At 73.6% G+C, this 23,493-nt stretch carries 20 protein-coding genes; 7 read left to right on the top strand and 13 right to left on the bottom strand.

Annotated features, from left to right (window positions below; genetic code table 11):
- Positions 1-69: 69 nt before the first annotated feature.
- The 4 genes from ACGFQ9_RS02900 to ACGFQ9_RS02915 all read right to left on the bottom strand — a co-directional run bounded on the left by ACGFQ9_RS02900 (position 70) and on the right by ACGFQ9_RS02915 (position 5,330).
- A complete protein-coding gene (locus ACGFQ9_RS02900) occupies positions 70-534 on the bottom strand; it encodes a hypothetical protein (protein ID WP_393570480.1) in 465 nt (154 codons plus the stop codon).
- Between the two features lie 141 nt (positions 535-675).
- Positions 676-2,574 (bottom strand): molecular chaperone DnaK, encoded by a 1,899-nt coding sequence (gene dnaK / locus ACGFQ9_RS02905; RefSeq protein ID WP_393570482.1) that lies wholly within the window; start codon positions 2,572-2,574, stop codon positions 676-678.
- Positions 2,575-2,684: 110 nt separating this feature from the next.
- The gene (locus ACGFQ9_RS02910; protein ID WP_393570484.1) at positions 2,685-3,638 is read right to left on the bottom strand and encodes an NmrA/HSCARG family protein; all 954 of its coding nucleotides are present in this window, start codon (positions 3,636-3,638) and stop codon (positions 2,685-2,687) included.
- Positions 3,639-3,812: 174 nt separating this feature from the next.
- Positions 3,813-5,330, bottom strand: coding sequence for a S8 family serine peptidase (locus tag ACGFQ9_RS02915; protein ID WP_393570486.1), 1,518 nt, complete (start codon positions 5,328-5,330; stop codon positions 3,813-3,815).
- Positions 5,331-5,705: 375 nt separating this feature from the next.
- Between ACGFQ9_RS02915 and ACGFQ9_RS02920 the strand changes: the two genes are divergently transcribed.
- Complete coding sequence (locus ACGFQ9_RS02920) at positions 5,706-6,077, top strand: hypothetical protein (RefSeq protein WP_393570488.1); 372 nt, start codon at positions 5,706-5,708, stop codon at positions 6,075-6,077.
- A 264-nt stretch (positions 6,078-6,341) separates the two neighbouring features.
- Here ACGFQ9_RS02920 and ACGFQ9_RS02925 read toward each other — a convergent pair whose 3' ends face one another.
- Positions 6,342-7,259 (bottom strand): DUF6891 domain-containing protein, encoded by a 918-nt coding sequence (locus tag ACGFQ9_RS02925; RefSeq protein WP_393570490.1) that lies wholly within the window; start codon positions 7,257-7,259, stop codon positions 6,342-6,344.
- A gap of 195 nt (positions 7,260-7,454) precedes the next feature.
- Positions 7,455-8,312, bottom strand: coding sequence for an SDR family NAD(P)-dependent oxidoreductase (locus ACGFQ9_RS02930; protein WP_393570492.1), 858 nt, complete (start codon positions 8,310-8,312; stop codon positions 7,455-7,457).
- A gap of 113 nt (positions 8,313-8,425) precedes the next feature.
- Between ACGFQ9_RS02930 and ACGFQ9_RS02935 the strand changes: the two genes are divergently transcribed.
- The gene (locus ACGFQ9_RS02935) at positions 8,426-8,905 is read left to right on the top strand and encodes a MarR family winged helix-turn-helix transcriptional regulator (protein WP_393570494.1); all 480 of its coding nucleotides are present in this window, start codon (positions 8,426-8,428) and stop codon (positions 8,903-8,905) included.
- On the opposite strand, the gene ACGFQ9_RS02940 is transcribed toward ACGFQ9_RS02935, so the two are convergent.
- A complete protein-coding gene (locus tag ACGFQ9_RS02940; RefSeq protein WP_393570496.1) occupies positions 8,862-9,542 on the bottom strand; it encodes a TetR/AcrR family transcriptional regulator in 681 nt (226 codons plus the stop codon). The two genes, ACGFQ9_RS02935 and ACGFQ9_RS02940, sit on opposite strands and share 44 nt — an antisense overlap.
- Before the next feature lie 120 nt (positions 9,543-9,662).
- Between ACGFQ9_RS02940 and ACGFQ9_RS02945 the strand changes: the two genes are divergently transcribed.
- Both ACGFQ9_RS02945 and ACGFQ9_RS02950 read left to right on the top strand, forming a co-directional pair.
- Positions 9,663-11,303 (top strand): ABC-F family ATP-binding cassette domain-containing protein, encoded by a 1,641-nt coding sequence (locus ACGFQ9_RS02945; protein ID WP_393570498.1) that lies wholly within the window; start codon positions 9,663-9,665, stop codon positions 11,301-11,303.
- Positions 11,304-11,341: 38 nt separating this feature from the next.
- Positions 11,342-12,259, top strand: a complete 918-nt coding sequence (locus ACGFQ9_RS02950; protein WP_393570500.1) for a virginiamycin B lyase — start codon at positions 11,342-11,344, stop codon at positions 12,257-12,259.
- Between the two features lie 30 nt (positions 12,260-12,289).
- Here the strand turns inward: ACGFQ9_RS02950 and ACGFQ9_RS02955 are convergent, their stop codons facing one another.
- The 3 genes from ACGFQ9_RS02955 to ACGFQ9_RS02965 all read right to left on the bottom strand — a co-directional run bounded on the left by ACGFQ9_RS02955 (position 12,290) and on the right by ACGFQ9_RS02965 (position 18,540).
- A complete protein-coding gene (locus ACGFQ9_RS02955; RefSeq protein ID WP_393570502.1) occupies positions 12,290-14,758 on the bottom strand; it encodes a SpoIIE family protein phosphatase in 2,469 nt (822 codons plus the stop codon).
- Entirely contained in the window at positions 14,755-17,256 is a 2,502-nt protein-coding gene (locus ACGFQ9_RS02960; protein ID WP_393570504.1) for a SpoIIE family protein phosphatase, read from the bottom strand. Before ACGFQ9_RS02960 ends, ACGFQ9_RS02955 begins: the two co-directional genes overlap by 4 nt.
- A gap of 84 nt (positions 17,257-17,340) precedes the next feature.
- Positions 17,341-18,540, bottom strand: a complete 1,200-nt coding sequence (locus ACGFQ9_RS02965) for a serine hydrolase domain-containing protein (protein WP_393570506.1) — start codon at positions 18,538-18,540, stop codon at positions 17,341-17,343.
- A gap of 185 nt (positions 18,541-18,725) precedes the next feature.
- On the opposite strand from ACGFQ9_RS02965, the gene ACGFQ9_RS02970 reads away from it, so the two are divergent.
- From ACGFQ9_RS02970 to ACGFQ9_RS02980, 3 genes are all read left to right on the top strand, one after another.
- Positions 18,726-19,157 carry a VOC family protein gene (locus ACGFQ9_RS02970; RefSeq protein ID WP_393570508.1) on the top strand — a complete coding sequence of 144 codons (432 nt, stop codon included), beginning with the start codon at positions 18,726-18,728 and terminating at the stop codon, positions 19,155-19,157.
- Between the two features lie 44 nt (positions 19,158-19,201).
- Positions 19,202-19,918 carry an NADPH-dependent F420 reductase gene (locus ACGFQ9_RS02975; RefSeq protein ID WP_393570510.1) on the top strand — a complete coding sequence of 239 codons (717 nt, stop codon included), beginning with the start codon at positions 19,202-19,204 and terminating at the stop codon, positions 19,916-19,918.
- Positions 19,919-20,163: 245 nt separating this feature from the next.
- Complete coding sequence (locus tag ACGFQ9_RS02980) at positions 20,164-20,967, top strand: class I SAM-dependent methyltransferase (protein WP_393570512.1); 804 nt, start codon at positions 20,164-20,166, stop codon at positions 20,965-20,967.
- 35 nt (positions 20,968-21,002) lie between these two features.
- Here ACGFQ9_RS02980 and ACGFQ9_RS02985 read toward each other — a convergent pair whose 3' ends face one another.
- From ACGFQ9_RS02985 to ACGFQ9_RS02995, 3 genes are all read right to left on the bottom strand, one after another.
- A complete protein-coding gene (locus ACGFQ9_RS02985; protein ID WP_393570514.1) occupies positions 21,003-21,275 on the bottom strand; it encodes a hypothetical protein in 273 nt (90 codons plus the stop codon).
- 89 nt (positions 21,276-21,364) lie between these two features.
- Positions 21,365-21,937 (bottom strand): DUF5709 domain-containing protein, encoded by a 573-nt coding sequence (locus ACGFQ9_RS02990; RefSeq protein WP_393570516.1) that lies wholly within the window; start codon positions 21,935-21,937, stop codon positions 21,365-21,367.
- A gap of 310 nt (positions 21,938-22,247) precedes the next feature.
- Positions 22,248-23,084: an SDR family NAD(P)-dependent oxidoreductase gene (locus ACGFQ9_RS02995; protein WP_393570518.1), complete on the bottom strand. Its 837-nt coding sequence runs from the start codon at positions 23,082-23,084 to the stop codon at positions 22,248-22,250.
- Positions 23,085-23,493: the final 409 nt, after the last annotated feature.

Here is a 23,493-nt window from a genome sequence, read left to right on the forward strand (position 1 = left end):
CCCGGCGCAGGCGCGGCCGATCACCGGCATGGCGATGTTCCGCCCCGCGTCTTCCCCGGGAGGGCGAGATCAAACCGGGGGTGCCCGGCGGCCCCCGCCGGCACCGTCACCGCCGTCACTCTCGCCGTCACCGTCCGTGCCCTCTCCGGCCGGTGGCCGTGGTGCGGAGGCCCCGGACTCCAGGGAGGCCGTCATCCGGTGGCACCACCTGAGCACCAGGGTGATCCCGCACGCCAGGGTGCCCGTCCAGGCCAGGGCGAAGGCCCAGGCGAGGGCGGGTGACCCGGAGGACGCCGCGGCCAGGAACAGGCCCAGCGACACGATCCCCAGGAGTCCCCCGGTCAGCGCCATCCCGTGCGCGCGCACGGAGTGGCGCAGGTGCCGGGTGTGCCTGGTCCGGCCCCAGGGCCGTACTCCGCGCCGCATGGTCCGCAGCCGCCGGTCCAGGACCGCGTCCCCGCGCAGGTCCTGCTCGATCCCGGTCAGGATCGTCCGTTCTCGTTCGGAGAGGCCGTCACCGCCGTCACCGGTCATGGCAGGCTCCTCGTCCTCGGTGCCGCCTGGTTCCTTGCCCTGCGCCTACCCAGCTGTCGGCCGGGTAGTGCCGTCCGGCGGTCCGGACCCGGAGTGCCCCGAGGTCCGCGACGGGGTCCGCCCGGGGGACTCCCCCGGCCTTCAGGCCGCATGGCCCCGCGGGTCGTCACGGGCGTCGTCGTCGACGATCTCGGCGTCGACGACGTCCTCGCCCGCGTCTCCGGAGGCCGGCCCGCCGCCGGTGCCGGTGCCGCTCCCGCCGCCCTGGGCGCCGCCGGACGCGGACTGTTCCTGCGCCCTGGCGTACAGGGCGGTGCCGATCTTCTGCGCGGCGGCGTTCGCCCGTTCCACGGCCGTCCGGATGGCGCCGGTGTCCTCGCCCGCCAGCTTCTCCTTCAGTTCGCCGATGGCCGTCTCCACCTCGCCCCGGACGTCGGCGGGGATCTGCTCCCGGTTGTCGCGGATGAGTTTCTCGGTCTGGTAGACGAGCTGCTCGCCCTGGTTGCGGGTCTCCGCCGCCTCCTTGCGGCGGCGGTCCTCCTCGGCGTGCTCCTCGGCCTCGTGCACCATGCGGGCGATGTCGTCCTTCGGCAGCGAGGAGCCGCCGGTGACGGTCATCTTCTGCTCCTTGCCCGTGCCGAGGTCCTTGGCCGTGACGTGCATGATCCCGTTCGCGTCGATGTCGAAGGAGACCTCGATCTGCGGGACACCGCGCGGGGCCGGCGGCAGACCGGTCAGCTCGAACATGCCGAGCTTCTTGTTGTACGCCGCCATCTCGCGCTCGCCCTGGTAGACCTGGATCTGCACGGACGGCTGGTTGTCCTCGGCCGTGGTGAAGATCTCCGACCGGCGGGTGGGGATCGTGGTGTTGCGCTCGATGAGCTTGGTCATGATGCCGCCCTTGGTCTCGATGCCGAGGGACAGCGGGGTCACGTCGAGGAGCAGGACGTCCTTGACCTCGCCCTTGAGGACACCGGCCTGCAGGGTGGCGCCGACGGCGACGACCTCGTCCGGGTTGACGCCCTTGTGCGGGTCCTTGCCGGTGAGCGATCTGACCAGCTCGGTCACCGCGGGCATCCGGGTGGAACCGCCGACGAGGATCACGTGGTCCACATCGGCGACCTTGATCTTCGCGTCCTTGACCGCCTGGTGGAACGGGGCCCTGCAGCGTTCCAGCAGGTCTTCGGTCAGCTCCTCGAACCGGGCACGGGTCAGGCGTTCCTCCAGGTGCAGCGGGCCCTCGGCGGAGGCCGTGATGTACGGCAGGTTGACCGTGGTCTCGGTCGCGGAGGAGAGCTCGATCTTGGCCTTCTCCGCGGCCTCCCGGAGCCGCTGCACCGCCATCTTGTCCTTGCTCAGGTCGATGCCGTGGCCGTTCCTGAACTGCTTGACCAGGTGGTCGACGAGTCGCTGGTCCCAGTCGTCACCGCCGAGCTCGGTGTCGCCGTTGGTGGATTTGACCTCCACCACTCCGTCGCCGATGTCCAGCAGGGACACGTCGAAGGTGCCGCCGCCGAGGTCGAAGACGAGGATGGTCTGGTCGTTCTCCTTGTCCAGGCCGTAGGCGAGGGCCGCCGCGGTGGGCTCGTTGACGATGCGCAGCACCTTCAGCCCGGCGATCTCCCCGGCTTCCTTGGTCGCGGTGCGCTGGGCGTCGTTGAAGTACGCGGGCACGGTGACGACCGCGTCCGTGACCTCCTCGCCCAGGTAGGCCTCGGCGTCCCGTTTCAGCTTCTGCAGCACCCGGGCCGAGATCTCCTGCGCCGTGTACCGCTTGCCGTCGATGCCGCCTTCCTGCGGGAAGCGCCAGCCCGGGTCGCCCATGTGGCGCTTGACCGAGCGGGCGGTGCGGTCCACGTTGGTGACCGCCTGCCGCTTGGCCAGCTCGCCGGTGAGGACGTCGCCGCTCTTGGCGAAGGCGACCACGGACGGGGTGGTCCGGGCCCCTTCCGCGTTCGGGATGACGGTCGGTTCGCCGCCCTCCAGCACGGCCACGACGGAGTTCGTCGTCCCCAGGTCGATGCCGACCGATCGCACCATCGCCGCCACCTCCTCGCGCCTGTCACCGGGCGCGTTCCCGGGGGCGGGGCCGGGTATGCGGCGGTCCGGCGGTCACTTCCGGGCGGGGTGCCCGCCTCCGGGCCGGGTGCTCACTTCCAGGCGAGGCGGAGTGCGTCGGCGTGGGCGGCGAGCCAGGTGCGGAAGTCCTGGAGGGCGGGGTTCAGGGCGCGGATCGCGTCGAGGTCGCGGGCGTGCGTGAACCGGTCCTCGCAGTCGGCGTAGTACTGGAACATGTTGCCCGCCTCGTCGGCGCCGGGGAAGCCGAGTGCCCGGAAGGCGTCCGGGGTCAGCGGGCGGTAGCGGACGGGCACCCCGGTGGCATCGGTGAGCAGTTCGGCCATCTCGGCGAGCGGGAGGTAGTCACCGGCGATGCTGACGGTGGCGGCGATCAGGTCGGTGTCGCGCTTGAAGATCTCCAGCGCGGTCCGGCCGATGTCCTCCACTGCGATCCCGGCCAGGCGCTTGTCGCCCATCGGGAAGACGATCTCGCGGGCGCCGTCCTCCGCGGGCTGCGGGGCGAAGGCACCGAGCAGGTTCTCCCAGTAGAAGGTGGTCCGCAGGAAGGTGGCCGGGACGCCGGCCTCGGTGAAGTACCCGTCGGCCTCTGCCTTGGCGTCGAAGTGGGGCACCTTGTACGAGCCCTGGAGGGTGGGCATCCGGTCGTCGTCGAGCGGGATGCAGTCGCGGGTGTCCTCCAGGGTGGACCAGATCGCGTGCTGGACACCGGCGTGCGCGGCGGCCCTGGCCAGGGCTTCGGCCTGGGCCTTCTCCCGCTCCGCGGACATGTGCTCCCAGAAGTTGGTCACCAGGAACGCGCCGTAGGCGTGTTCGAAGGCCTGGCCGAGGCCGGCCTCGTCGTCGATGTCTCCGCGCACGACCTCGGCCCCGAGCCGGGCGAGTTCCCGGGCCGGGGCCGAGTCGGGGTCGCGGGTGACCGCGCGGACGGTGAAGCCGGAGTCCGGGTCGGCGAGGACGGCCCGTACCATCCCGCCGCCCTGCTGCCCGGTCGCGCCGAACACCGTGATGATCTTCTTCGACGTCACGCTCGTCCCCTTGGTCGCCGTACGCACACCTTCGCTCACTCTATGCGCACGGGCGGGCGCGGCGCGGTAGCGGTACGCCGGGCGGGGACGCGCCCCGCCCGGCGTTCCGGTCGACCGGTCACTCGGTCACTCGGTCACTCGGTCACTCGGTCACTCGGTCACTCGGGGAACCGGCTAGAAGCCGATGGCCCAGCTGTCGAGGTAGCCGCCGAAGTAGTCGCTCTTGTCCTGGATCCTCAGGTTCCAGGTGCCGTTGGCGACCTCGGAGGAGGCGTTGACGCGGAAGATCCCGATGAGGGCGCCGCTCCGGCCGTCGTACGTGCCTTCCTGACGGAGCCGGTACCAGCTGCCGTCGGGGGCCCGGATCTCCACCTTCAGGTCGGCCAGCCACTCGTGCTTGATGTTGAGTTCGACGTCGAGGTCGGCGGGCGCCTTGCCGGGCACGTTGGTGACCTTGATGGCGGACCAGATGGTGTTGTCGTCGATGGTCTGGTTGGTGCCGTTCCAGAAGCGCGGCCCCGGGGTCCACGGCGTGCCGGTGAAGAGCATCTTGTTCGGCGAGCCGGAGCCGATGTTCTGCAGCGAGCGGGTGGCCGCGGTGCTGGTCAGGTACGTCGCCACCTGTGCCGGGGTGGAGGTGCGGTGGGTGGAGAGGTACAGCGCGGCGGCGCCGGCCACGTGCGGGGCGGCCATCGAGGTGCCCGACTTGACCTGGACGTCGTAGTCCGACCAGTTGCCCGCCGAGTAGATGCTTTCGCCGGGCGCGAAGATGTCGACCAGCTTCCCGTAGTTGGAGAAGGAGGCCCGGCTGTCGATGTCGTTGGTGGCGCCGACGGTGATGGCCGCGGGCTCCCGGGCCGGGGAGTGGCCGTTGGCGTCCTCGTTGTCGTTGCCCGCCGCGACCGTGTAGGTGATCCCGGAGTTGACCGAGTTGCGTACGGCGGTGTCCAGGGCGACGTCCGGGTCCCCGCCCAGGCTCATGTTGGCCACGGCCGGTTTGACGGCGTTCTTGGTGACCCAGTTGATGCCGGCGACGACCTGGGCGGTGGTGCCCGATCCCTGGTCGTTGAGCACCCGCACGGCCACGATCTTGGCCTGCTTGGCGACTCCGTAGCTCTTTCCGGCCACGGTCGCCGCCACGTGGGTGCCGTGGCTGTGGCCGTCGTCGGCGCCGCCCCCGTCGATGGCGTCGAAGCCGTAGCGGGCCCTGCCACCGAAGTCCGTGTGCGAGATCCGCACGCCCGTGTCGATCACGTACACCGTGACGCCGGTACCCGCCGAGTCCGGATAGTCGTACCGCTTCTCGAGCGGCAGCCGGCGGCGGTCGATCCGGTCCAGGCCCCAGGAGATCGGGTTGGGCTGGGTGCCGTCCAGTTTCACCCGGCGGTTCTGCACGACGGTGGCGACGGCCGGGTCCGCGGCCAGCTGCCGGGCCTGCCGTTCCGACATCTCCACGGAGAAGCCCTGGAAGGCCGCGTCGTAGGTGTGGTCCAGCTTTCCGCCGTAGCGCTTGGCCAGGTCCGGGCCCTTCTGCGCGGAGGCGTGGGTGCCGGTGTCCTTGAGCATGGCGATGTAGCTGCCGGGCACCGCGTTGGCGGCACCGGCGTACAGCACGGCGGCTTCCGGTTCGGCCGCCGCGGCGGGCGACGCGAGACCGCCCGCGACGGTGGCCGCCGCGGCGAGCAGTGCCACGGTCGTGGCCGTGCCACGCCGTAACCGAATTCTGGGGAACATCAGTTCCTACTCCCCCCACTGATTGCCCGTGCCCCTGCGACACGGGTCGACGCCCGGCACGTGCCGGAGCACGCGCGGAACGGACGAACAGGGGGATGCGCGCCTGGACAGCACGGTGCCGCAGGGCTCCGTGCCGTTATACGTAACTCCCCCCGGGAAGAGCCTGGCTTACCCCGAACTCCCTTGCAAGGGACTCCACTTGATCATCTGGACGCGAATCCTCCAGTCGCGGGGCAGCCCCCCGGCGGGCGACTCTGCCGTACCCCCGCCCCCGCCGCTAGCATGATCACCAGTTCGACGATCAGGTATGCACACCTTGTTCTGGAGGACACCGTGCCGGTACTCGCCACCCTCGCCCGCGTCTACGTCGACGACCTGGACACCGCGCTGCCGACCTTCACCGCGCTGACCGGCCAGGAACCCTCCCTCCGATTCCCCTACCGCGGACTGGAGCTGGCGAGCGTCGGCGGCTATCTGCTGGTCGCCGGGACCGAGGCGGACCTCGCCCCCTTCAGGAACGTCCAGGCCACCACGATCGTCAGCTCGGTCGAAGAGGTGCTGGAACTCACCGGGAAGCTCGGCGGTGAGGTGCTCAGCGGACCCAACGAGGTGCCCACCGGACGCAATCTGACGGTGCGCCACCCCGGCGGTGCCGTGATCGAATACGTCCAATTCGCCGACACCGCGCCGACCGCCCGCGGCTGATCTCCGTACGCCAGTAAGGGGACGGCGCCCTGGACGTACCGCCCCGGGCGGGAGCCCGCGGCCCGGGGCGTGATCCGCCGGTCACAGCACTAGGGCCTGTCGTCAAACTCGCGTCGTCGCCCGGAGGGCGGCCCCACGGCGTCTGGTGCGTGCTCTCGGCGTGCCGGGCGGGAGCCCCCGTACTGGACGTACTCGGGCTCTCGCCCGGTGCGGCGAGAGTGCGTGCCAGGCGCCGCGGGGCAGACGCGAGTTTGACGACAGGCCCTAGCCGACCAGGCGGCGGCGCCAGTCCAGTGGGGTGACGGTGATCGCGCGGCCGGGGTTGCCGTCCCAGTCGGTGCGGAGACCGGCTGCCGCGAGGGCGGCCACGACCTCGCGGCCGACGGCGACGGTGGTCTCGGAGGAGTCGTCGAAGCCGCCGTAGTAGAGCATCAGTCCGTGGCCGGCCGCGGCGGAGTCCGTGCACTGGGTGTGGAAGTAGACGAAGCCGCGGGAGTCCGGCTCGGCTTCGCCGCCGATCTCGGACTGGCCGCAGCTGCGGCAGCACGTGAAGTTCTCGCGGGCGGTGATGCCGGCCTCCTCCAGGACTGCGAAGGCGCGGGTGAGCCGCTCGGGGTCCGTCTCGCCGCGCCAGTCGGCCTGTTCGGCTACGCGCTCCCGCCACATGCGGTCGACCAGCTGCCGGGCCTGCTCGCCGGAGACGGGCCGGTGGTCCCCGCTGACCAGGTAGTCCTCGGCGATCTCGGCCAGCTCGGCACGGGAGGCGTAGCCGCCTGTCAGGACCTGGCGGACGTGCTCCTCCAGCTCCTCCCGCTCCTCCTCGTCGAGTTCGAGCGGCGGCACCTCGCGGACGGGCACCGTGGCCGGCCGCGCCCAGGAATGGCCCGCGTCCCAGCCCGGCTCCTGCCGGGCCCAGCCGCCCATCGCCTCGATCACGGCCTCGGGCGCGCCGAGCACCGCCTGGAACTGCCGGCCGGCAGCCCCGTCCCGGTGCTCCAGTGTGTAGTCGCCACCGGTCTGGTGCCACACCTGTATGAAGACGTCCGGCAGGTCCGGCACCCGCTGGACCACCAGGAACCGGTCGCCCTCACCACCGATCCGCCGCACCAGCCCGGCCAGCTCCCCGGCGGACACGCGGACGTACCGCTCCTGCTTCTCCGTCATCACCACGATCTCGAGCATGTCCCGACTCTGGCACACGGCTCTGACAACCGGCCGGCGGACATCGCGTCGGGCGGCGACATGAACGAGGAGATCCTGCTGGTGCGCGACACGGTGTCCCGGGTGACCGGAGCACCGGCTCGCCCGTTCCGGGAGTGGGCCCTGGAGAACGTCGCCGCGTTTCGCTGAACCGCGGGCCGGATCGGCCGCGGGAGGTCAGGACACCCAGGTCGAGGTCATGGCCTGGACCGCCGAGCCGTCCCGGTCGGCCAGCTTGGTGCCGGTGAAGGCACGGGCCCAGTCCGAGGTCTGGATGCGGAACGCGGGGGTCTCGGCGGTGAGGGCCTCCATCACGGACTCGGCGGCACCGGCCGGGGTCTGGGCGCCGTCCATGAACTGGCCGACGGTGCGCTCGATGTAGTGGCGCAGCGCGTCGGAGTAGGGGCCCGCGGCGGCGATCTCCGCCTCCAGGTCGAGGCCGATGTTGGTGACGAACTCGGTGGCGACGGCGCCGGGTTCGACGACGGACACGCTCACGCCGAGGGTGCGGGCGACCGGGGCGAGGCTCTCCATGTAGCCCTCGACGGCGAACTTCGCGGCGCAGTACGCCTCGTTGAACGGCTGGCCGATGACGCCGCCCACGCTGGTGACGGTGATCAGGCGGCCCCCGCTCGCGCGCAGGTGCGGCATCGCGGCCTTGGAGACGTTCAGGACGCCGAAGAAGTTGACCTCCATGACCGTGCGGACCTCGGAGACGGGCTCGTTCTCCAGGGTGCCGACGTGCCCGGCGCCCGCGTTGTTGACCACGGCGTCCAGGCGGCCGTAGTCGGCGATCACGCCGTCCACTGCGGCGGCGACGGACGCCTCGTCGGTCACGTCCAGCTGCCGGATGTCGAGCTCGACGCCCGCCTCGGCCGCGGCCTTGCGGAGCGCGCCGGCGCGGGCGGGGTCGCGCAGGGTGGCGACCGTACGCCAGCCGGCGCCGGCCGCGGCGACCGCGGCGGCGAGACCGATGCCGGAGGAGGTGCCGGTGATCAGGACGGTCTTCCGGTTGCTGTGGGGGGTGGCCGACATGGTGGTGCCTTTCGGTTCCGGTTTCGGGGCTCCGTCCGGACGCCCCGCATTTATGTGCGTGCACACACACTATAAATTTATGTGCGCGCACACGCAACATCTACACTCGATCCATGCCGAAGAAGCTCACCCAGGCCGAGATGCCTGACGCCGATTACGCCTTCTACGGGCTGGTCTGGGCCGGCACGGTCCTCACGGAGCGGGTCGACCGCGCCCTCACCAAGGAACACGACCTGCCCGTGTCCTGGTTCGAGGTCATGCTGTGGCTGGCCTCCAGCCCCGATCCGGTGCCCGCCTCGGTCCTGGGGAACAGCACCATGCTCAGCCGCAGCCAGGTCTCCCGGGTGGTGGACGCCCTCCAGGGCCGCGGCCTGGTCACCCGCACCCCCTCGGCGCGCGACGCCCGCTCGGTCGAGGTCTCGCTGACCGAGGCGGGCCGGCGGGCCTTCGAGCAGGCCGACGCCACCCGCCGCGAGGTCCTGGCGCCGGTCTTCACCGACCTCCTCGACGACGGGGACATCGCGGCGCTCGGCGCCGTGTGGCGCAAGCTCAAGGCCGAGAAGGAGCGCCTGTCGGAGCACCGGGCGCGCTGAACGCGCCCGCCCGCCCCGCCGCCGCGGCAGCCCCGGCCGCCCGGCGGGGCAGGGCCGGATCCGGGGCGGCCCTCAGGAGCAGCAGCTCGTGGTACAGCGGCGCGGTCGCCGCGACCAGAAGCGCGCGGGCGTCGGCCGGGCCCGGCAGGTCGCCCCGCTCCCGGGCGCGGGAGACGACCACCGCGCAGCGCTCGTAGCGGCCCTCCCAGAAGCGGGACAGGGCCTCGGCCGCCTCGGCCGAGCGGAACCCCGCGGCGATCAGCGCCGTGGTCAGGTTCGGGCCGCCGCCCGCCAGGGCCTCGTACACCTCCTGGTTGAGGGCGGTCAGGTCGCCCTCCAGTGATCCCGTGTCGGGCGGGCTCCACGTGTCGTCGGACGCGGCGTCGAGCACCTCCGCCAGCAGTCCGCCGACGTCCCGCCACCGCCGGTAGACCGTGGTCCGGTGCACACCGGCACGTTCGGCGACCGCGTCGACGGTCAGGGCGTCGTACCCGCCCGCCACCAGCAGATCGCCCACCGCCTCCAGGACCTGGGTCCGGACACGGGCGCTCCGGCCGCCCGTCCGCCGCCTCGGCGTGGCCGGTTCGGATGGGTTCGCCTGGCCGGAATCGTCGCTTGCGTGTGCGCTGACATCCATGGAACGATCTTAACGCAACATTCGTCTCTTTAAGGAGTCCTCCGATGGTTCCGATGGTTCACCTGACGCTCCCCTGCCCCTCCCCCGCCGCGCCCCCGCACGAACCCCTGGAGCCGCTCCATGACCGCACAGCTCACCGCGCTTGACCTCACCAAGTCCTACGACGGCCGGCTCGTCCTCGACTCGGTCGACTGCTCCGTCACCGACGGCACCCGCCTCGGCATCGTCGGCGAGAACGGCTCCGGAAAGTCCACCCTGCTCCGGCTGCTCGCCGGGGCCGAACGCCCCGACCGGGGCACGGTCACCGTCCGCACCGACGCCGGCATCGGGTACCTCGCCCAGGAGGAGCACCTCCCCGCCCACCTGACCGTGCAGCAGGTCGTCGACCGCTCCCTCGCCGAACTCCGGGCCATGGAAGACCGGATGCGCCGGTTCGAGGCCCGGATGGCGGACGGCGACACCACGACCGAGGTGCTCGACTCCTACGCCGACCTGCTCACCGCCTTCGAACTGCGCGGCGGCTACGAGGCCGACGCCCGGGTCGAACGCGCCCTGCACGGCCTCGGACTGCCCGTCCTGCCCCGTGACCGCACCGTCGGCGGGCTCTCCGGCGGCGAGCAGGTCCGGCTCCGGCTGGCCGCGCTGCTGGCCTCCGCGCCCGGGGTGCTGCTGCTCGACGAGCCCACCAACCACCTCGACGGCGCCGCCCTGGCCTGGCTGGAGGAGCACCTGCGCGCCCGCCGCGGCATCACCGTCGCCGTCTCCCACGACCGGGAGTTCCTCGAACGCGTCGCCACCTCCCTGCTGGAGGTCGACGGCGACCTGCACCGGACGGTGCGCTACGGCAACGGGTACGCCGGCTACCTCGCCGGGCGCGCCGCCGACCGGCAGCGCCGCGCCCAGGCCCACGCCGAGTGGAGCGCGGAGGTGGACCGGCTGCGCGAGTCCGCGGCCGTCACCGCCCGCCGAGTGGCCCCCGGCCGGGCGATGAAGGACGGCAACAAGATGGCCTACGACCGGGCGGCCGGCCGGGTGCAGCAGTCCCTGGCGAGCCGGGTGCGCAACGCCGAGGAGCGGCTGGGACGGCTGCTGGCCCGGCCGGTGCCCGCCCCCGCCGAGCCCCTGCGCTTCACCGCCGTGCCCCGCACCGCCGGAGACGGCGCCGCGGACCGCGTGGTGCTCGCGGCGGACGGCGTGGCGGTGGAGGAGCGGCTCGCGCCGCTGGGCCTGGCCGTCCCGGCCGGCGGCCGGCTCCTGGTCACCGGCCCGAACGGCGCGGGCAAGAGCACCCTGATCGGTGTCCTCGCCGGCACCGTCACCCCCGACCGGGGGCAGGTCGTACGGCGGGGCCGGACCGGCCTGCTGGCCCAGCGGACCCACGCGGGACCGCCCGGTCGGACGCTCCTCGCCGCCTTCGCCGAGGGCCGCCCCGGCACGCCCGGGGAGCACGCCGAACAGCTGCTGTCGCTCGGCCTGTTCGCCCCGGAACAGCTCACCGCCGCGGTCGGCACCCTGTCGGCCGGCCAGCGGCAGCGGCTGGCCCTGGCCCGGCTGGTCACCGAACCGGGCGGCACTGACGTACTGCTGCTGGACGAGCCGACCAACCACCTCTCCCCCGCACTGGCCGAGGAGCTGGAAGCGGCCCTGGCCTCGTTCGCGGGCGCCGTGGTCGTCGTCAGCCACGACCGCCGGCTGTGCGACCGCTGGCAGGGCGACCGGCTCGTCCTGCACGCCCCGGAGCGGGTCGCCGTCGCGGCATAGCCCCTCCGTTCACCGCACCTCTCCACGAAGGACTCCGCTTGACGAACACCACCGCCCCGCGCCTGCTCCACACGTACCCCGTCCTCACCCCCGGGGCGGGCCCGTACGCCCTGGCCGCCGGACCCGACGGCAACCTCTGGTGCACCCTGGTGCACGCCGGACGCATCGCCCGCCTCTCCCCCGACGGACACCTCGACGAGTTCGCGCAGGACTCCCCCGGCTGCGGGCCGTCCCTGATCGCCCCCGGCCCCGACGGCGCCCTGTGGTTCACCCGGAACCGGGACCACCGGATCGGCCGCATCACCACCGACGGCCGGTCGCGTGCGTACGACCTGCCCGGCCCGGGGTCCGGACCGTACGGGATCACGGCCGGGCCGGACGGCGCGCTCTGGTTCACCCAGATGCACACCGACCGGATCGGCCGGATCACCGTGGACGGCGACCTGACCGAGTACGAACTTCCCTGCGAGGGCGCCTTCCCCTCCTTCATCACGGCCGGCGCCGACGGCGCCCTGTGGTGCACGCTCAACCAGGCGGACGCCCTGGCCAGGATCACCGTGTCCGGCGAGGTCCGGCTGTACCCGCTGCCTGTGCCCGGGACGGCCCCGGTCGGGCTCGCGGCGGCGCCGGACGGCACCCTGTGGTTCGCCGGGATCGGCACGGGCGTGATCGGGCGGATGGACACCGGAGGCGAGGTCACCGAGTACCCGCTGCCGGACCCGCGGTGCCGGCCGCACGCCGTGGCGGTGGCACCGGACGGGTCCTGCTGGTTCACCGAATGGGCCACCGGCCGGATCGGCCGGGTCACCCCCGACGGACGGATCACCGAGGTCCCCCTCCCGGACCCCGGCTGCGAGCCCCACGGCCTGGTCTTCGGCCCCGACGGCACCCTCTACGTCGCCCTGGAGAGCGGCGCCGTCACCCGGTGGGAGGTGGGTGCGGCGCCGGGGCGATAAACACGGCCTCGTCCCCGGCATGGCCGCGCCTCAGTCCGGCTGCACCTCGGACGTCGGGTGCTTCTCCGGGTGCAGCGCCTGTTCCGCCCAGATGGTCTTGCCGGCGGCGGTGTAGCGGGTGCCCCACTGCTGGGTGGTCTGCGCCACCAGGAACAGGCCCCGGCCGCCCTCGTCGTCGCCCGCCGCGGTGCGCATGTGCGGGGTGGTGTGGCCGCTGTCGGACACCTCGCAGATCAGTGTCTGGTCGCGGATCAGGCGCAGGTGCATCGGTCCGGGCGCCGCGTGCCGGATGGCGTTGGTGACCAGTTCGCTCACCACGAGTTCGGTGGTGAAGACCAGTTCGTCCAGTCCCCAGGCACGGACCTGGGCGGCGGCCGCCGCCCGGGCCCTGCCGACGGCCTGGAGGTCCTCGCTGAGCTCCCACTCGGCCACCTGGTGCCTGCCCAGGACGCGGGTGCGGACCAGCAGCAGGGCCGCGTCGTCCCCCGCCGGACCGGCCGGCAGCACCGCCTCGACGGCCTCGTCGCACAGGTCGTCCAGGGACCGGCCGGGGCCGGTCCCGGTCAGCGCGGTGCGCAGGGCGTCCAGCTGCTCGTCCAGGTCCCGGTCGCGGGCCCGTACCAGCCCGTCGGTGAAGAGGGCGAGCAGGCTGCCCGGCCGGAGGGTGAAATCGGCGGACTCGAAGGGCAGCCCGCCCAGGCCCAGCGGCGGGCCGGGCGGCAGCTCGGGGAAGGTCACGGTGCCGTCGTCGGGGTCGACGACGGCGGGCAGCGGGTGCCCGGCCCGGGCCATCGTGCAGGTCCCGGAGACCGGGTCGTAGACGGCGTACAGGCAGGTCACGCCGAGGGCTTCGTCCTCGGGGTGCTCCTCGCCCTCGATACGGACCGCGGCCCGTTCGTTGGTGCCCTGGGTGACCAGGTCGTCGAGCCGGGAGAGGAGTTCGTCGGGGGCGAGGTCCATCCGGGCCAGTACGCGCACGCTGGTGCGCAGCCGGCCCATGGTGGCGGCGGCGCCCAGGCCGTGCCCGACCACGTCGCCGACGACCAGCGCGACGCGGCTGCCGGACAGGGCGATCACGTCGAACCAGTCGCCGCCGACTCCCGCGCTGCTGTCGGCGGGCAGGTAGCGGTAGGCGAGTTCCACGGCGGACAGCTGCGGCAGCAGCCGGGGCAGCAGGCTGCGCTGCAGCATCAGGGCGGCGGCGTGCTCGCGGACGTAGCGGCGGGCGTTGTCGATGCACACCGCGAGCCGGGCCACGAGCTCGTCGGCCACGGCCAGTTCACCGGGGTCGAACGGGGTGCCGCGGTCCTCCCAGGCGAACGACACCACGCCCAGGCCGGTGCACTCGGCGCGCAGCGGTACGGCCAGCACGGCGCCTTCCCGGACGGGCCGTACGGAGGCCAGGGCGCGGGCCTCCGCGGACGAGGGCGGATGCAGTACGGGGCGCCGGCCGGGGGGCCAGATCCGTACGAGGCGGTCGTCGTAGGAGGTGCCGGGTGTGGGGCGGTCGCCGTCGAGCACGGTGTCCAGGAGGTCCACGGTGACGGAGTCGGCGAAGTGCGGGGTGGTGACGGCGGCGAACTCCCGGGCGGTGCGGGCCATGTCGAGGGTCGTGCCCACCCCGCTCCCGGCCCGGACCAGCAGGTCGAGGCGCTGCTGGGCGAGGTAGCGGTCGGTGATGTCGACGGTCTCCTCACAGACGCCCAGCGGGGCGCCGGCCGGGTCCTGGAGCCGGTAGTAGGAGCAGGACCAGACGTAGTCGCGGTCCGGGTCGGAGGGCGGGCGGCCGCGGTAGTGGAGTTCGATGACGGGCTCGCCGGTGCGGAGGACCCCGTCCATGACCTCCTCAAGGGTGCCGGGTGCCCCGGGCGTCAGGACGGTGCCGTGGGTCACCATGTCGTCGGGGCCGACGCCGACGTACTGGGAGGGTCCCATCTCGTCGACGAGGGCGAGGTTCGTCCACACCACGCGCATGTGGGTGTCGTAGATGGCCAGGCCGACGGGCGACTGGGTGGCCAGGCCGCGCAGCATCGACTGCAGGGCGTCCCACTGCTCGGCCTCGGCGGCGTCGGCCATGGCGAGCAGGCGTTCCGGCCGGTCCGGGGCGGCGCCCCAGAGGTCCTCGGCGGGCGGGCCGGCGAATTCGCGCCCGTGGGCCGGGGACAGGCTGAGCACGGCGACGGCGGTGCGCAGGACGCCTCCGTCGCAGCGCCGCAGGCGCAGCGCGCGCCGCAGGCCCGGCCGCATCTCCCGTACGGCGATGTCGTAGATGTCGGCCGTGCCGTCGGCGGGGTGCCCCGGGTCGGTGGCCGGGTGGCCCGGGTCGGCGGCCAGATCGGCGAAGGGGCGCCCGAGGACCTCGTCGGCCGGGTGGCCCAGGAGTTCCGCGGCGGCCGGGCTCCAGCCCACCACCCGGCCCTGGCCGTCGAGGACCGCCATGGCCGCTCTGGACACGTCGAGGGGGCCGTGGAGTTCACCGAAGCCGGGGACGAAGGTCACGATGCCTGCCTCCACTCCGGCGCGTGGCGCGCGGCCAGCAGCAGGGCGACGTCGTCGGGCCGGTCCGCGGACTCGCCGGCCTCGCGGACGAGCCGGTCGGCGGTCTCGGCCAGGCTGCCCCCGCCGGCCTCGGCGAGCAGGGCCCGCAGCCGTTCGATGCCCACGTCGATGTCGGTGCCGGGTACTTCCACGAGACCGTCGGTGTAGAGGGCGAGGACGGCGCCCGGTTCGAGGACCAGTTCGGTGACGGGGTAGGTGGCCTCGCCGTCGACGCCGAGGACGACTCCGCCCGGCAGGTCGAGGACCTCGGCCCGCCCGTCCGGGTGCCGCAGAAGGGGCTGCGGGTGTCCGGCGCGCACGGCCCGGGCGGCTCCGCTGCCCGGGTCGAGGAGGATGTAGCAGCAGCTGGCGAACTGGCCGGGGTCGAGGTCGATCAGGAGCCGGTTGGTGCCGCCGACCACCTCGTCGGGGGCGTTGCCGCTGAGCGCGAACGCCCGTACGGCGCTGCGCAGCTGGCCCATGGTGGAGGCGGCGGGGATCCCGTGTCCCTGGACGTCCCCGATGACCACGGCGAGTCCGCCCGGGCCGGTTTCGATGACGTCGTACCAGTCGCCGCCGATGTCCATACCGGCGGTGCCGGGCAGGTAGCGGCCGATGGTTTCCACCTCGTCGACGACGGGCAGGTGGCGCGGGAGCAGCGCGTCCTGCAGTCCGCGGGCGACCGCGGCCTCCGATTCGTAGCGCTGTGCGCGGTCGAGGGCCTGGGCGATGAGCCCGGCGAGGGCGGTGAGCACGGTCCGTTCCTCCGGGCTGAAGCCGCGGGGCCGGTCGAAGCCGAGGATGCAGGAGCCGACCGGCCGTCCGGAGGCGATGAGCGGCAGGAAGGCGCGGGCGCCGACGCTGGCGTCGAGCGGGATGCCCGGATAGGCGGCGGCGAGGTGTTCCATGGACTCGAAGAAGATGGGACGGCCGGAGGTGAGGGTCTCCACGCCGGGCAGCCGGACCTCCAGGGAGACTCCGTCGAAGGGGTCGAGGAAGCCCTTGGGGAAGCCGGTCTCCCAGGCGAGGTAGAGGTGCCGTTCGTTCAGCAGGTAGATGGCGAGCTGGCGGCCGCCGAAGGCGGGCAGCAGCTCGTCCGTCACCACGGCCGACACCTGGCGCGCGGTGATGGCCTCGGTGAGGGCGATGGCGAGGGCCACCGGGCGGTAGAGGGCCCCCGCCCGGTCGGCCGGGGAGCCCGGCCCGGCGCCGGGGCGGACCAGTGAGCCGGGAGCGTAGGCCGGGTGCTCCTCTGCGGTGACGGCGACGGTGAGGCCACCGGGACCGGAGTGCAGGAAGACCGAGAACCACTCCTTCGGGGAGCGGCGGGCCATGAACTGGACGGAGTCGGTGCCCATCATGACGGCGCGGAAGTAGTCCTCGTACGCGGGGTGCCCGAGCCAGGGCATGGCCTCCCACAGCACCCGGCCGGACAGCTCGGCGCGGGTGTGGCCGAGGAGCGCCGGGACCCCGTCGTTGGCGTAGGTGACCCGGCCGAGCCGGTCCAGGGACAGCAGGGCCTGGGGCAGCCGGTCGGCGGCCTGGTCGGTGAGGGGGCCCCGGCCGAGGTCCAGGACCAGGCCGGACAGGGGCCGGCTGCGCGCGCCGCCGCCTGTGGCACCCGGACCGCCTGTACCGCCTGTGTCCGCGGGCAGGGCTTCGAGGTTCAGGATGAGCCGCCGGCCGTCGCGCGCGTGCATGGCCAGGCGCCGGGCCGGCGGGCCGCCCGGGTCGGCCAGCTCCCGGGCGACCACCCACAGGCCGTTGCGGTCCTCGGGCAGCCAGCTGCGGGTGAACTCGTCCAGGCCGGCCGGGAAGTCCGCGGGATCCAGCCCGGCGATGACGCAGAGGTCGTCGTCGGGGGTGATCAGGCCGGTGTCGAGGTCCCAGTGGAGGTGGCCGGTGCGCAGCGGCGTGGTCGCGTGGGAGGGAAGGCTGACCCCGGCCGGCTCGCCCTCCCAGACGACGGGCGTGCCGGCCGCGGCGACCGCGGCCAGCCGGCCGCCCAGGTCGCGCGCGGCCTCGCCGATGCGGCGGCGGTCGGTGCTGTTGACGACGGCCCCGGGCGTGGCGGCGCGCAGCACCATCAGGACGCCGAGCCGCTCGGGTCCGGCGGAGACGGGCACGTAGAGGGAGCCGAACCGGAAGGGCAGGCCGGCCATGAGCTGGGGGTAGCGGCGCATCGCCTCGTCGGCGTTGGCGAGGAGGACGGCCTGCCCGCTGCGGTACGCCTCGGCGGCCGGGTACGGACGGTTGACGTGCATCCGCCACCAGGGGCGGAACAGCGGCACGGGAAGTCCGCCGATGGCGGCCAGCCGCAGCAGTCCCGGGATCTCCGAGCGCAGGTAGACACCGCCGGCGTAGCCGCCGACGGCCTCGATCGCGCCCACCGTGGCCTGGGCGAGCACCAGGGCCAAATCGTCCGGAACCCGTCCGCCGTCATCCGGCCTCCCGGTCACGCCGCTCTCCCGGTCACACAGCCAGGATGCGCCCTTCCCGGCGCGGGGCGCATCCTCACGGCGTCCAGGTGGCGGGCGTGGCGCCTACCGTCCCGAATCCCGCGGGCCGCAGAACTCTGCCTCGGTCACGCCCCGCGGGTCCCCGGCCCAGTCCCCGTTGAAGTTCAGGGCCAGCTGGTGGCGGGCGTCGCGGGTGGTCACGGCGCTGGAGCCGGACCCGTGGATGCCGCCGTCGTGGCCCCAGACCTCCGTGCCGCAGGACAGCTTCACGCGCATGACGCCGAGCCCGTACCCGGCGCCGGGCACCTCGGGGACCGCGACGGTGTCGGTCATGGCCCGCAGCTGCCGGGGCGGGAGCAGGCGGCCCGAGAACAGCGCCCGGTAGAAGTCGTTCAGGTCGCGGGCGTCGGTGACGATCTCCCCGGCCGCGCCGCCCCAGGAGGGGTTGAGGCGGGTGACGTCGTAGGTGCGGCCGGCCGGGTCCGGGGGCGTGCCCGGCTCGGACAGCTTGGAGTAGGCCCGGGAGGACGGCTCGGGCATGTCCTTGCGGGTGCCGGGGAACTCGGTGGCGTCGAGGCGGAGCGGGCGCAGGATCCGCCGCTCGATCTCCTGGGCGTAGGGGTGGCCGGTGGCCTTCTCGATGACGAGGCCGGCGAGGATGTAGTTGGTGTTGGAGTAGTGGAAGCCGGTGCCGGGCGCGAAGTACGGCTCGTTCCCCATGGCCACCGCGACGAGCTGCTCGGGGCGCCAGGTGTCGTAGCGGTGCCGGAGGAACCCGCGGCCGAGCAGCCGGCGGCCGAACTCCTCGTCCTCCGTGTAGTTGAAGATGCCACTGGTGTGGTTGAGCAGCTGGCGGACGGTGACCGTCCGGCCGTCGTGCCCCCGGCCGCGGACGAGGCCGGGGAGCCAGCGCTCCACCGGGTCGTCGAGGCCGAGCCGGCCCTCCGCCTCCAGTTGGAGCAGCACCGTCGCGACGAAGGTCTTGGTGATGGAACCAGCCCGGAAACGGTCCTCCGCACTCCTTTCCTCGCCGGTGCGCAGGTCGCCCAGGCCGGCGGCGCCGGCCCAGGTGTGTCCTCCGCGCCGGGCCACCGCGAGCCCGCCGGGTACGCCGGACCGGACCTCCTCCTCCAGGGCCCGCTGGGTGGCGCGGTGGCCGCCGCCGTCCGGGGTGGCGGCGTACGCGGTGCCGGTGAGGGCGGTGAGTCCGGTGACCGCGAGTGCGGCCGCCGTGGTGAGCGCGAGGACCGTGCGGGTGCGCCCGGACGTCGTACGACCTGCCATGGGTGATCTCCCTCTGCCGCCTGCCGGGCGGCCCGTGCCGGCCCGGTTCGCGGGGGATGACCCGGGCGGGTGCTCCGGGGTTGAGCGCTTCCGTGACGGTTGAGCCGTTTCCGGCCATGGCACGGCGGTGTGGAATCTCGGCGTTTCGCGTGCGCGGGGACCGTGGGTCGGCGACGGTGGACGGCATGAACTGGACGCTCGAAGTCATTCCGGTCCCCGTGTCCGATCTGGACCGGGCCAAGGCCTTCTACGCCGACCAGGTCGGCTTCGCCGTCGACCTCGACGACGAGGTCGCTCCCGGGGTCCGCATCATCCAGCTGACCCCTCCCGGCTCGCGCTGCTCCATCGCCATGCTCCAGGGGATGCCGCCGGCACCGGGCACACGGCAGATGGCGCCGGGCACGCTGCACGGTCTCCAGCTGTGCGTCACCGACATCGAGGCGGCCCGCGCGGAGCTGGCCGGGCGCGGGGTGGACGTCTCCCCCGTCCGGCACGTCGGGGAGAAGGGGTGGGAGGACGGGAAGGGCGACACCTGGAACTCGTTCCTCACCTTCGAGGACCCCGACGGCAACGGCTGGGTCGTGCAGGAGGCCCCCTCGGAGCTGTCGGAGCGCTGACGGAAAGACAGCGCCGACGGAAAGACAGTGCTGTCGGAAAGAGAGTGCTCACGGAAAGACAGCAGGGACGGACAGAGAGAAGGAGAGGTCAAAGGCTCATGAAGATCGGAATCATCGGTGCGGGCAACATCGGGGGCAACCTGACCCGGCGGCTGTGCGCCCTCGGTCACGAGGTGGCCGTGGCCAACTCCCGCGGCCCGGAGACACTGAAGGCGCTGGCCGAGGCGACCGGCGCCACCGCCGTGCCCGCCGCGGAGGCGGCGCGCGGCGCCTCGGTGGTCGTGGTGGCCGTGCCGTTACGGGCCGTTCCCGACCTGCCGGACGGGCTGTTCGACGGCGCCGCGGAGGGGTTGGTCGTGATCGACACCTGCAACTACTACCCGGAGCGACGGGACGGCCGGATCGCCGGCATCGAGGACGAGGGCCTGACCGAGAGCCGCTGGACGGAGCAGCAGGTCGGCCATCCGGTGGTCAAGGCCTTCAACGGCACCTACGCCCAGGACCTCCTGGACCGGCCGCTCCCGCCGGGTGACCCGAACCGGCTGGCCCTGCCGGTGGCCGGCGACGACACGACGGCGAAGGACAAGGTCCGTGCGCTGATCGACGAACTCGGCTTCGACAGCGTCGACTCCGGTGGTCTGGACGACTCCTGGCGGCAGCAGCCAGGCACCCCGGCCTTCGGTCTGCGCGCGGGCGCCGCCGAGGTCACCCGCGCCCTGGCCGCGGCCTCGCCGGGACGGGAGGGCTCCTTCCGCGGCTGAGCGGGACGGGACAGGGCGGGACGGCTGCGCAGGTGGGGTGAGTGGGGTGAGTGGGGTGGCATGAGGGCCGGGTGGGGTGGGCGGCGGCGGGCCGCGGATGGGGGCGCGGGGCGGGCGGTGGAGCCGGAATGACCGAAACCGGTTGGAAGACGGCCGGAGTTGACCGCTTGCCTGAAGGATTCCCACGGGACAGGGCGTAACGTCGGATTGCCCCTTACTCACCCGTCCGGAGCAGGAGTTCCCACGTGCCGACGCCGACCGCCGACAGCCACTACGCCGACGAACTCGGCCGCACCAACCCCGACGAGGCGGCGCGGCTGGACGCGCTGGCCGCCGCCCTCGACCCCGACACCTTCCGGCGGCTGGAGGCCGCCGGCCCGGCCCCGGACGCCCGGGTCCTGGAGGTCGGCGCCGGCAACGGCACGATCGCCGGCCGGCTCGCCACGCTCTGTCCCGAGGGTCAGGTCACCGCCACCGACCTCGACACCACCCATCTGCCGGCGAACCTGCCGGCGCGGGTCCGCGTGCTCCGCCACGACGTGGTCGAGGACCACTTCCCCGGCGGTTCCTTCGGCCTGATCCACGCCCGCTGCGTGCTGATGCACCTCCCGCAGCGGGAGCGCGTGGCGGAGCGGATGCGCGACTGGCTGGCTCCCGGCGGGACGCTGCTGCTGGAGGAGATCGCCCACTTCCCTTCGGCCCGGCTGCCCGAGGGCGATCCGGTCCGCCGTTCCGTGGAGGAGTCGTGCGAGCTCCTCTCCGCCTCGTACGGCATGGAGGCGGAGTGGGGCCTGCGCGTGCCCCAGGTGCTGCACCGGCTGGGCTTCGAGGACATCTCCGTCGAGGTCACGCTGCCGGCGGTGCGCCCGGGCTCGCCCATGGCCGCGTGGTGGTCCCTGACCCTGACCGCCCTGGGGCCGCGCCTGGTGGAGACCGGCGCCCTCACGGAGAAGGAGATCGGCCATGCGCTGTCCGCGATGCGCGAGCCGGGGCACCTGACGTTCCCGCTCGCCGTCACGGCGGTGCGGGCCCGGTCGCCCCGGTCCTGACGGAGGGGTCCGGCGCCCGCGGTCTTCCGGCGCGGTCAGCCGTGCCGGGGGCCCCGCCACCGGGTCCCGCCGTGCCCGTCGTCCCCAGGCTCCGGGCGGTCGAGGCGGCTCGCCTCGTCCGTGTCGGCTGCCCGGGTGAGCCGGTCCGCCCCCTCCGGGGCGTTCCGGGACCGGCCGTCCGTGCCGGGTCCGGTCACGTGCGGCCTGCGCCGCTCCTCTTCGCTCCCGCCGTGGTGCAGCGGCACGCCGCCGGCACCGCCCTGGTCCTCCATGGCGACCTCCTGTTCCTCTTGTCGCGCGTTGCTCACTCTGCGCTCCGGCTCGCTCCGGCTTCCCTCCCCCGCCGGGCGGGTGCCCGCGGGGGTCAGCGGAAGGTTCGTGTGCGGGCACCGGCGGATCACTCCTCGATCGCCCAGTCCTCGATCACGTGGACGGCCGCTTCCTCGGCGGATGCCGCGCCCCCGTCGATCCCGGTGTCGTGGGCCAGTACGGAGATGTGCCGGGTCGGGTCCGATTCGTCGGCGGCGGTCAGCCGGCCCGCCCGGAGCCGGCCCGCCGTCGGGGTGTCGCCGAAGGGGTCGCGGGTGACGTCCTCGTCGGAGACCTCCTCGCCGTCCCGGCGGCCGCCCGGCTCGCGGTCCGAGTCCGCGAGGTCCGCGGCTTCGAGGTCGGTGTCCGCCGGGGACTCGGGGGCGGGGGCCTTCTCCCCGTCGGGTGTGTCACGGGGGTCCGGTTCGGGTTCCTCCTGGGCGAGACGCTGGTCGAGGGTCTCACCGGCCCGCTGTTCCGAGGCCGTGGTGCCGTAGCGGGCCACCGCCAGCGGCCGGTCGGGCGGCGAATAGCCGGTGTCCAAGGTCTCGTCGAGGCCCGGCTCACCGAGGGCGTTCTCCATGTCCGGCTGCGACTCGGCCCGTTCTGCCTCCGCCTGCGGCTGGTAGACGTCGTCGCCCTGGGCTTCGACCTCACTCATCGGGACGCCTCCTTTCGGGATCCCGCTCACGGTGGAGCGGGGGTTCACGCCTGGTCCGGGCGGATCGGAACGGCGTGGCCGCTGTTCTTCCGGGTCGTGCCGGGCTGTGGTGTCGGGGTGTGGCGCCGGGCCCGGAGCCACCTCTTACTGATCAGCGTGACCCGCTGCGCCCGGTACCGCACCTCGCTGCGGACGGATCCGGGCGGAAGACGGCTCCGGGGGCGTCCGGCGGACACTGCCGGGGCCTGTCCTCAAGCTCGCGTCGTCGCCCGGAGCGCGGGGCAGACGGGAGTGTGACGACAGGCCCTGCTTAGAGGCCCCGCTGGCCACCGCCGGGCTCGGCCCACCACCGGTGGACCCCGGCTCGGGTGCGTTCCGGCAGCAGTCCGACGGCGAGGGCCTTCACCCGGGCGCTCCGCGGTCCCGCCACGGCCCGTGGGCGGTCGGCGAGCAGCGCGGCACAGGCCTGTCGGGCCACGACGGCCGGATCGGCCTTGCGGGACCGCCCGAGGCGGGTGTCCAGCAGGCCGGCCCGTACGAAGAAACGGGTGTCGGTGAGGCCCGGCAGCAGTGTGGTGACGGTGACCCCCGTGCTCTCCAGCTCGCGGCCCAGGCCCAGCGCGAACGACTTCAGGAAGGCCTGGGAGGCGTTGTGCACGGCGTGGAAGGGGCCGGGCAGGTCGGCGGCGGCGGAGCTGGTGATCAGCATCCGGCCCTCGCCCCGTTCGACCATGGCCGGCAGCAGCAGACGCGCCAGGTGGACGGTCGAGGAGAGGTTGAGGTCGATGACCCGGGCGTGGTCGGCCGGCTCGGCCTCCAGGAACGCTCCGGCGTGGCCGATCCCGGCGTTGAGCACGGCCACCGCGACCGGATTGTCGCGGACCAGGACGGTTTCGTACGCGGCGTCGTACACCGCCTCGACACCGGCCTCCGTGGCCAGGTCGGCCTGGACGGCGAGGACGTGGACGTGGGTGTCGTGTCGGCGGATCCGGTCGGCGGCCTCGTACAGGGCGTCGTCCTCGGCCGCCAGGACGAGGTCGTGGCCGTGGCCGGCGAGTTCCCGGGCCAGTTCCAGCCCGATCCCGCTGGAGGCTCCGGTGACGACGGCCAGCGGGCGGGCGGCGCGTGCTCGGGGGGAGGTTCCCATGGCTTCGTTCCTCGCTGGTCGTGCCGGGCGGGCCCGGGACGGAGCCCACCGCGGGCGTCGCGGCGTACGCATACGCGCCGGCGTTCACGTTCGGCTGCGCGTCCGCGACCGCGACCGCGACCGCGTCCACGTTCTGGGCCGGCCCGGGATCAGCGGTACCACCGGCACGGCGGCGGGCGCGGGTGCCTCGGCTGTTTCCACGGCGCCACGCTATGGAGCGCACGGTGCTGTGGCGCGCGCTGGTGCGCCGTCCGGGGGAACGTACGGCGGTGTGGGCGGGGGCGGGGCGTCCGGGGCGGCGGCGGGGGGCGGCGGGCCGGGCCCCCCCCCCCCCCCCCCCGGGGGGGGCACCCCATGCGCGCACGGGGTTTAAACCGGCGCTAAAAGCGCGCGGCGGGGGGTTTTTAGC

This window comes from Streptomyces sp. NPDC048603, from assembly GCF_043199475.1.
GTDB lineage: Bacteria > Actinomycetota > Actinomycetes > Streptomycetales > Streptomycetaceae > Streptomyces.

Excerpts from the sequence above, each read along its gene's own strand:
- ACGFQ9_RS02900 (WP_393570480.1), bottom strand. The coding sequence starts at position 534 with ATGACCGGTGACGGCGGTGACGGCCTCTCCGAACGAGAACGGACGATC.
- dnaK (WP_393570482.1), bottom strand. The coding sequence starts at position 2,574 with ATGGTGCGATCGGTCGGCATCGACCTGGGGACGACGAACTCCGTCGTG.
- ACGFQ9_RS02925 (WP_393570490.1), bottom strand. The coding sequence starts at position 7,259 with ATGCTCGAGATCGTGGTGATGACGGAGAAGCAGGAGCGGTACGTCCGC.
- ACGFQ9_RS02930 (WP_393570492.1), bottom strand. The coding sequence starts at position 8,312 with ATGTCGGCCACCCCCCACAGCAACCGGAAGACCGTCCTGATCACCGGC.
- ACGFQ9_RS02935 (WP_393570494.1), top strand. The coding sequence starts at position 8,426 with ATGCCGAAGAAGCTCACCCAGGCCGAGATGCCTGACGCCGATTACGCC.
- ACGFQ9_RS02940 (WP_393570496.1), bottom strand. The coding sequence starts at position 9,542 with ATGGATGTCAGCGCACACGCAAGCGACGATTCCGGCCAGGCGAACCCA.
- ACGFQ9_RS02945 (WP_393570498.1), top strand. The coding sequence starts at position 9,663 with ATGACCGCACAGCTCACCGCGCTTGACCTCACCAAGTCCTACGACGGC.
- ACGFQ9_RS02965 (WP_393570506.1), bottom strand. The coding sequence starts at position 18,540 with ATGGCAGGTCGTACGACGTCCGGGCGCACCCGCACGGTCCTCGCGCTC.
- ACGFQ9_RS02970 (WP_393570508.1), top strand. The coding sequence starts at position 18,726 with ATGAACTGGACGCTCGAAGTCATTCCGGTCCCCGTGTCCGATCTGGAC.
- ACGFQ9_RS02990 (WP_393570516.1), bottom strand. The coding sequence starts at position 21,937 with ATGAGTGAGGTCGAAGCCCAGGGCGACGACGTCTACCAGCCGCAGGCG.
- ACGFQ9_RS02995 (WP_393570518.1), bottom strand. The coding sequence starts at position 23,084 with ATGGGAACCTCCCCCCGAGCACGCGCCGCCCGCCCGCTGGCCGTCGTC.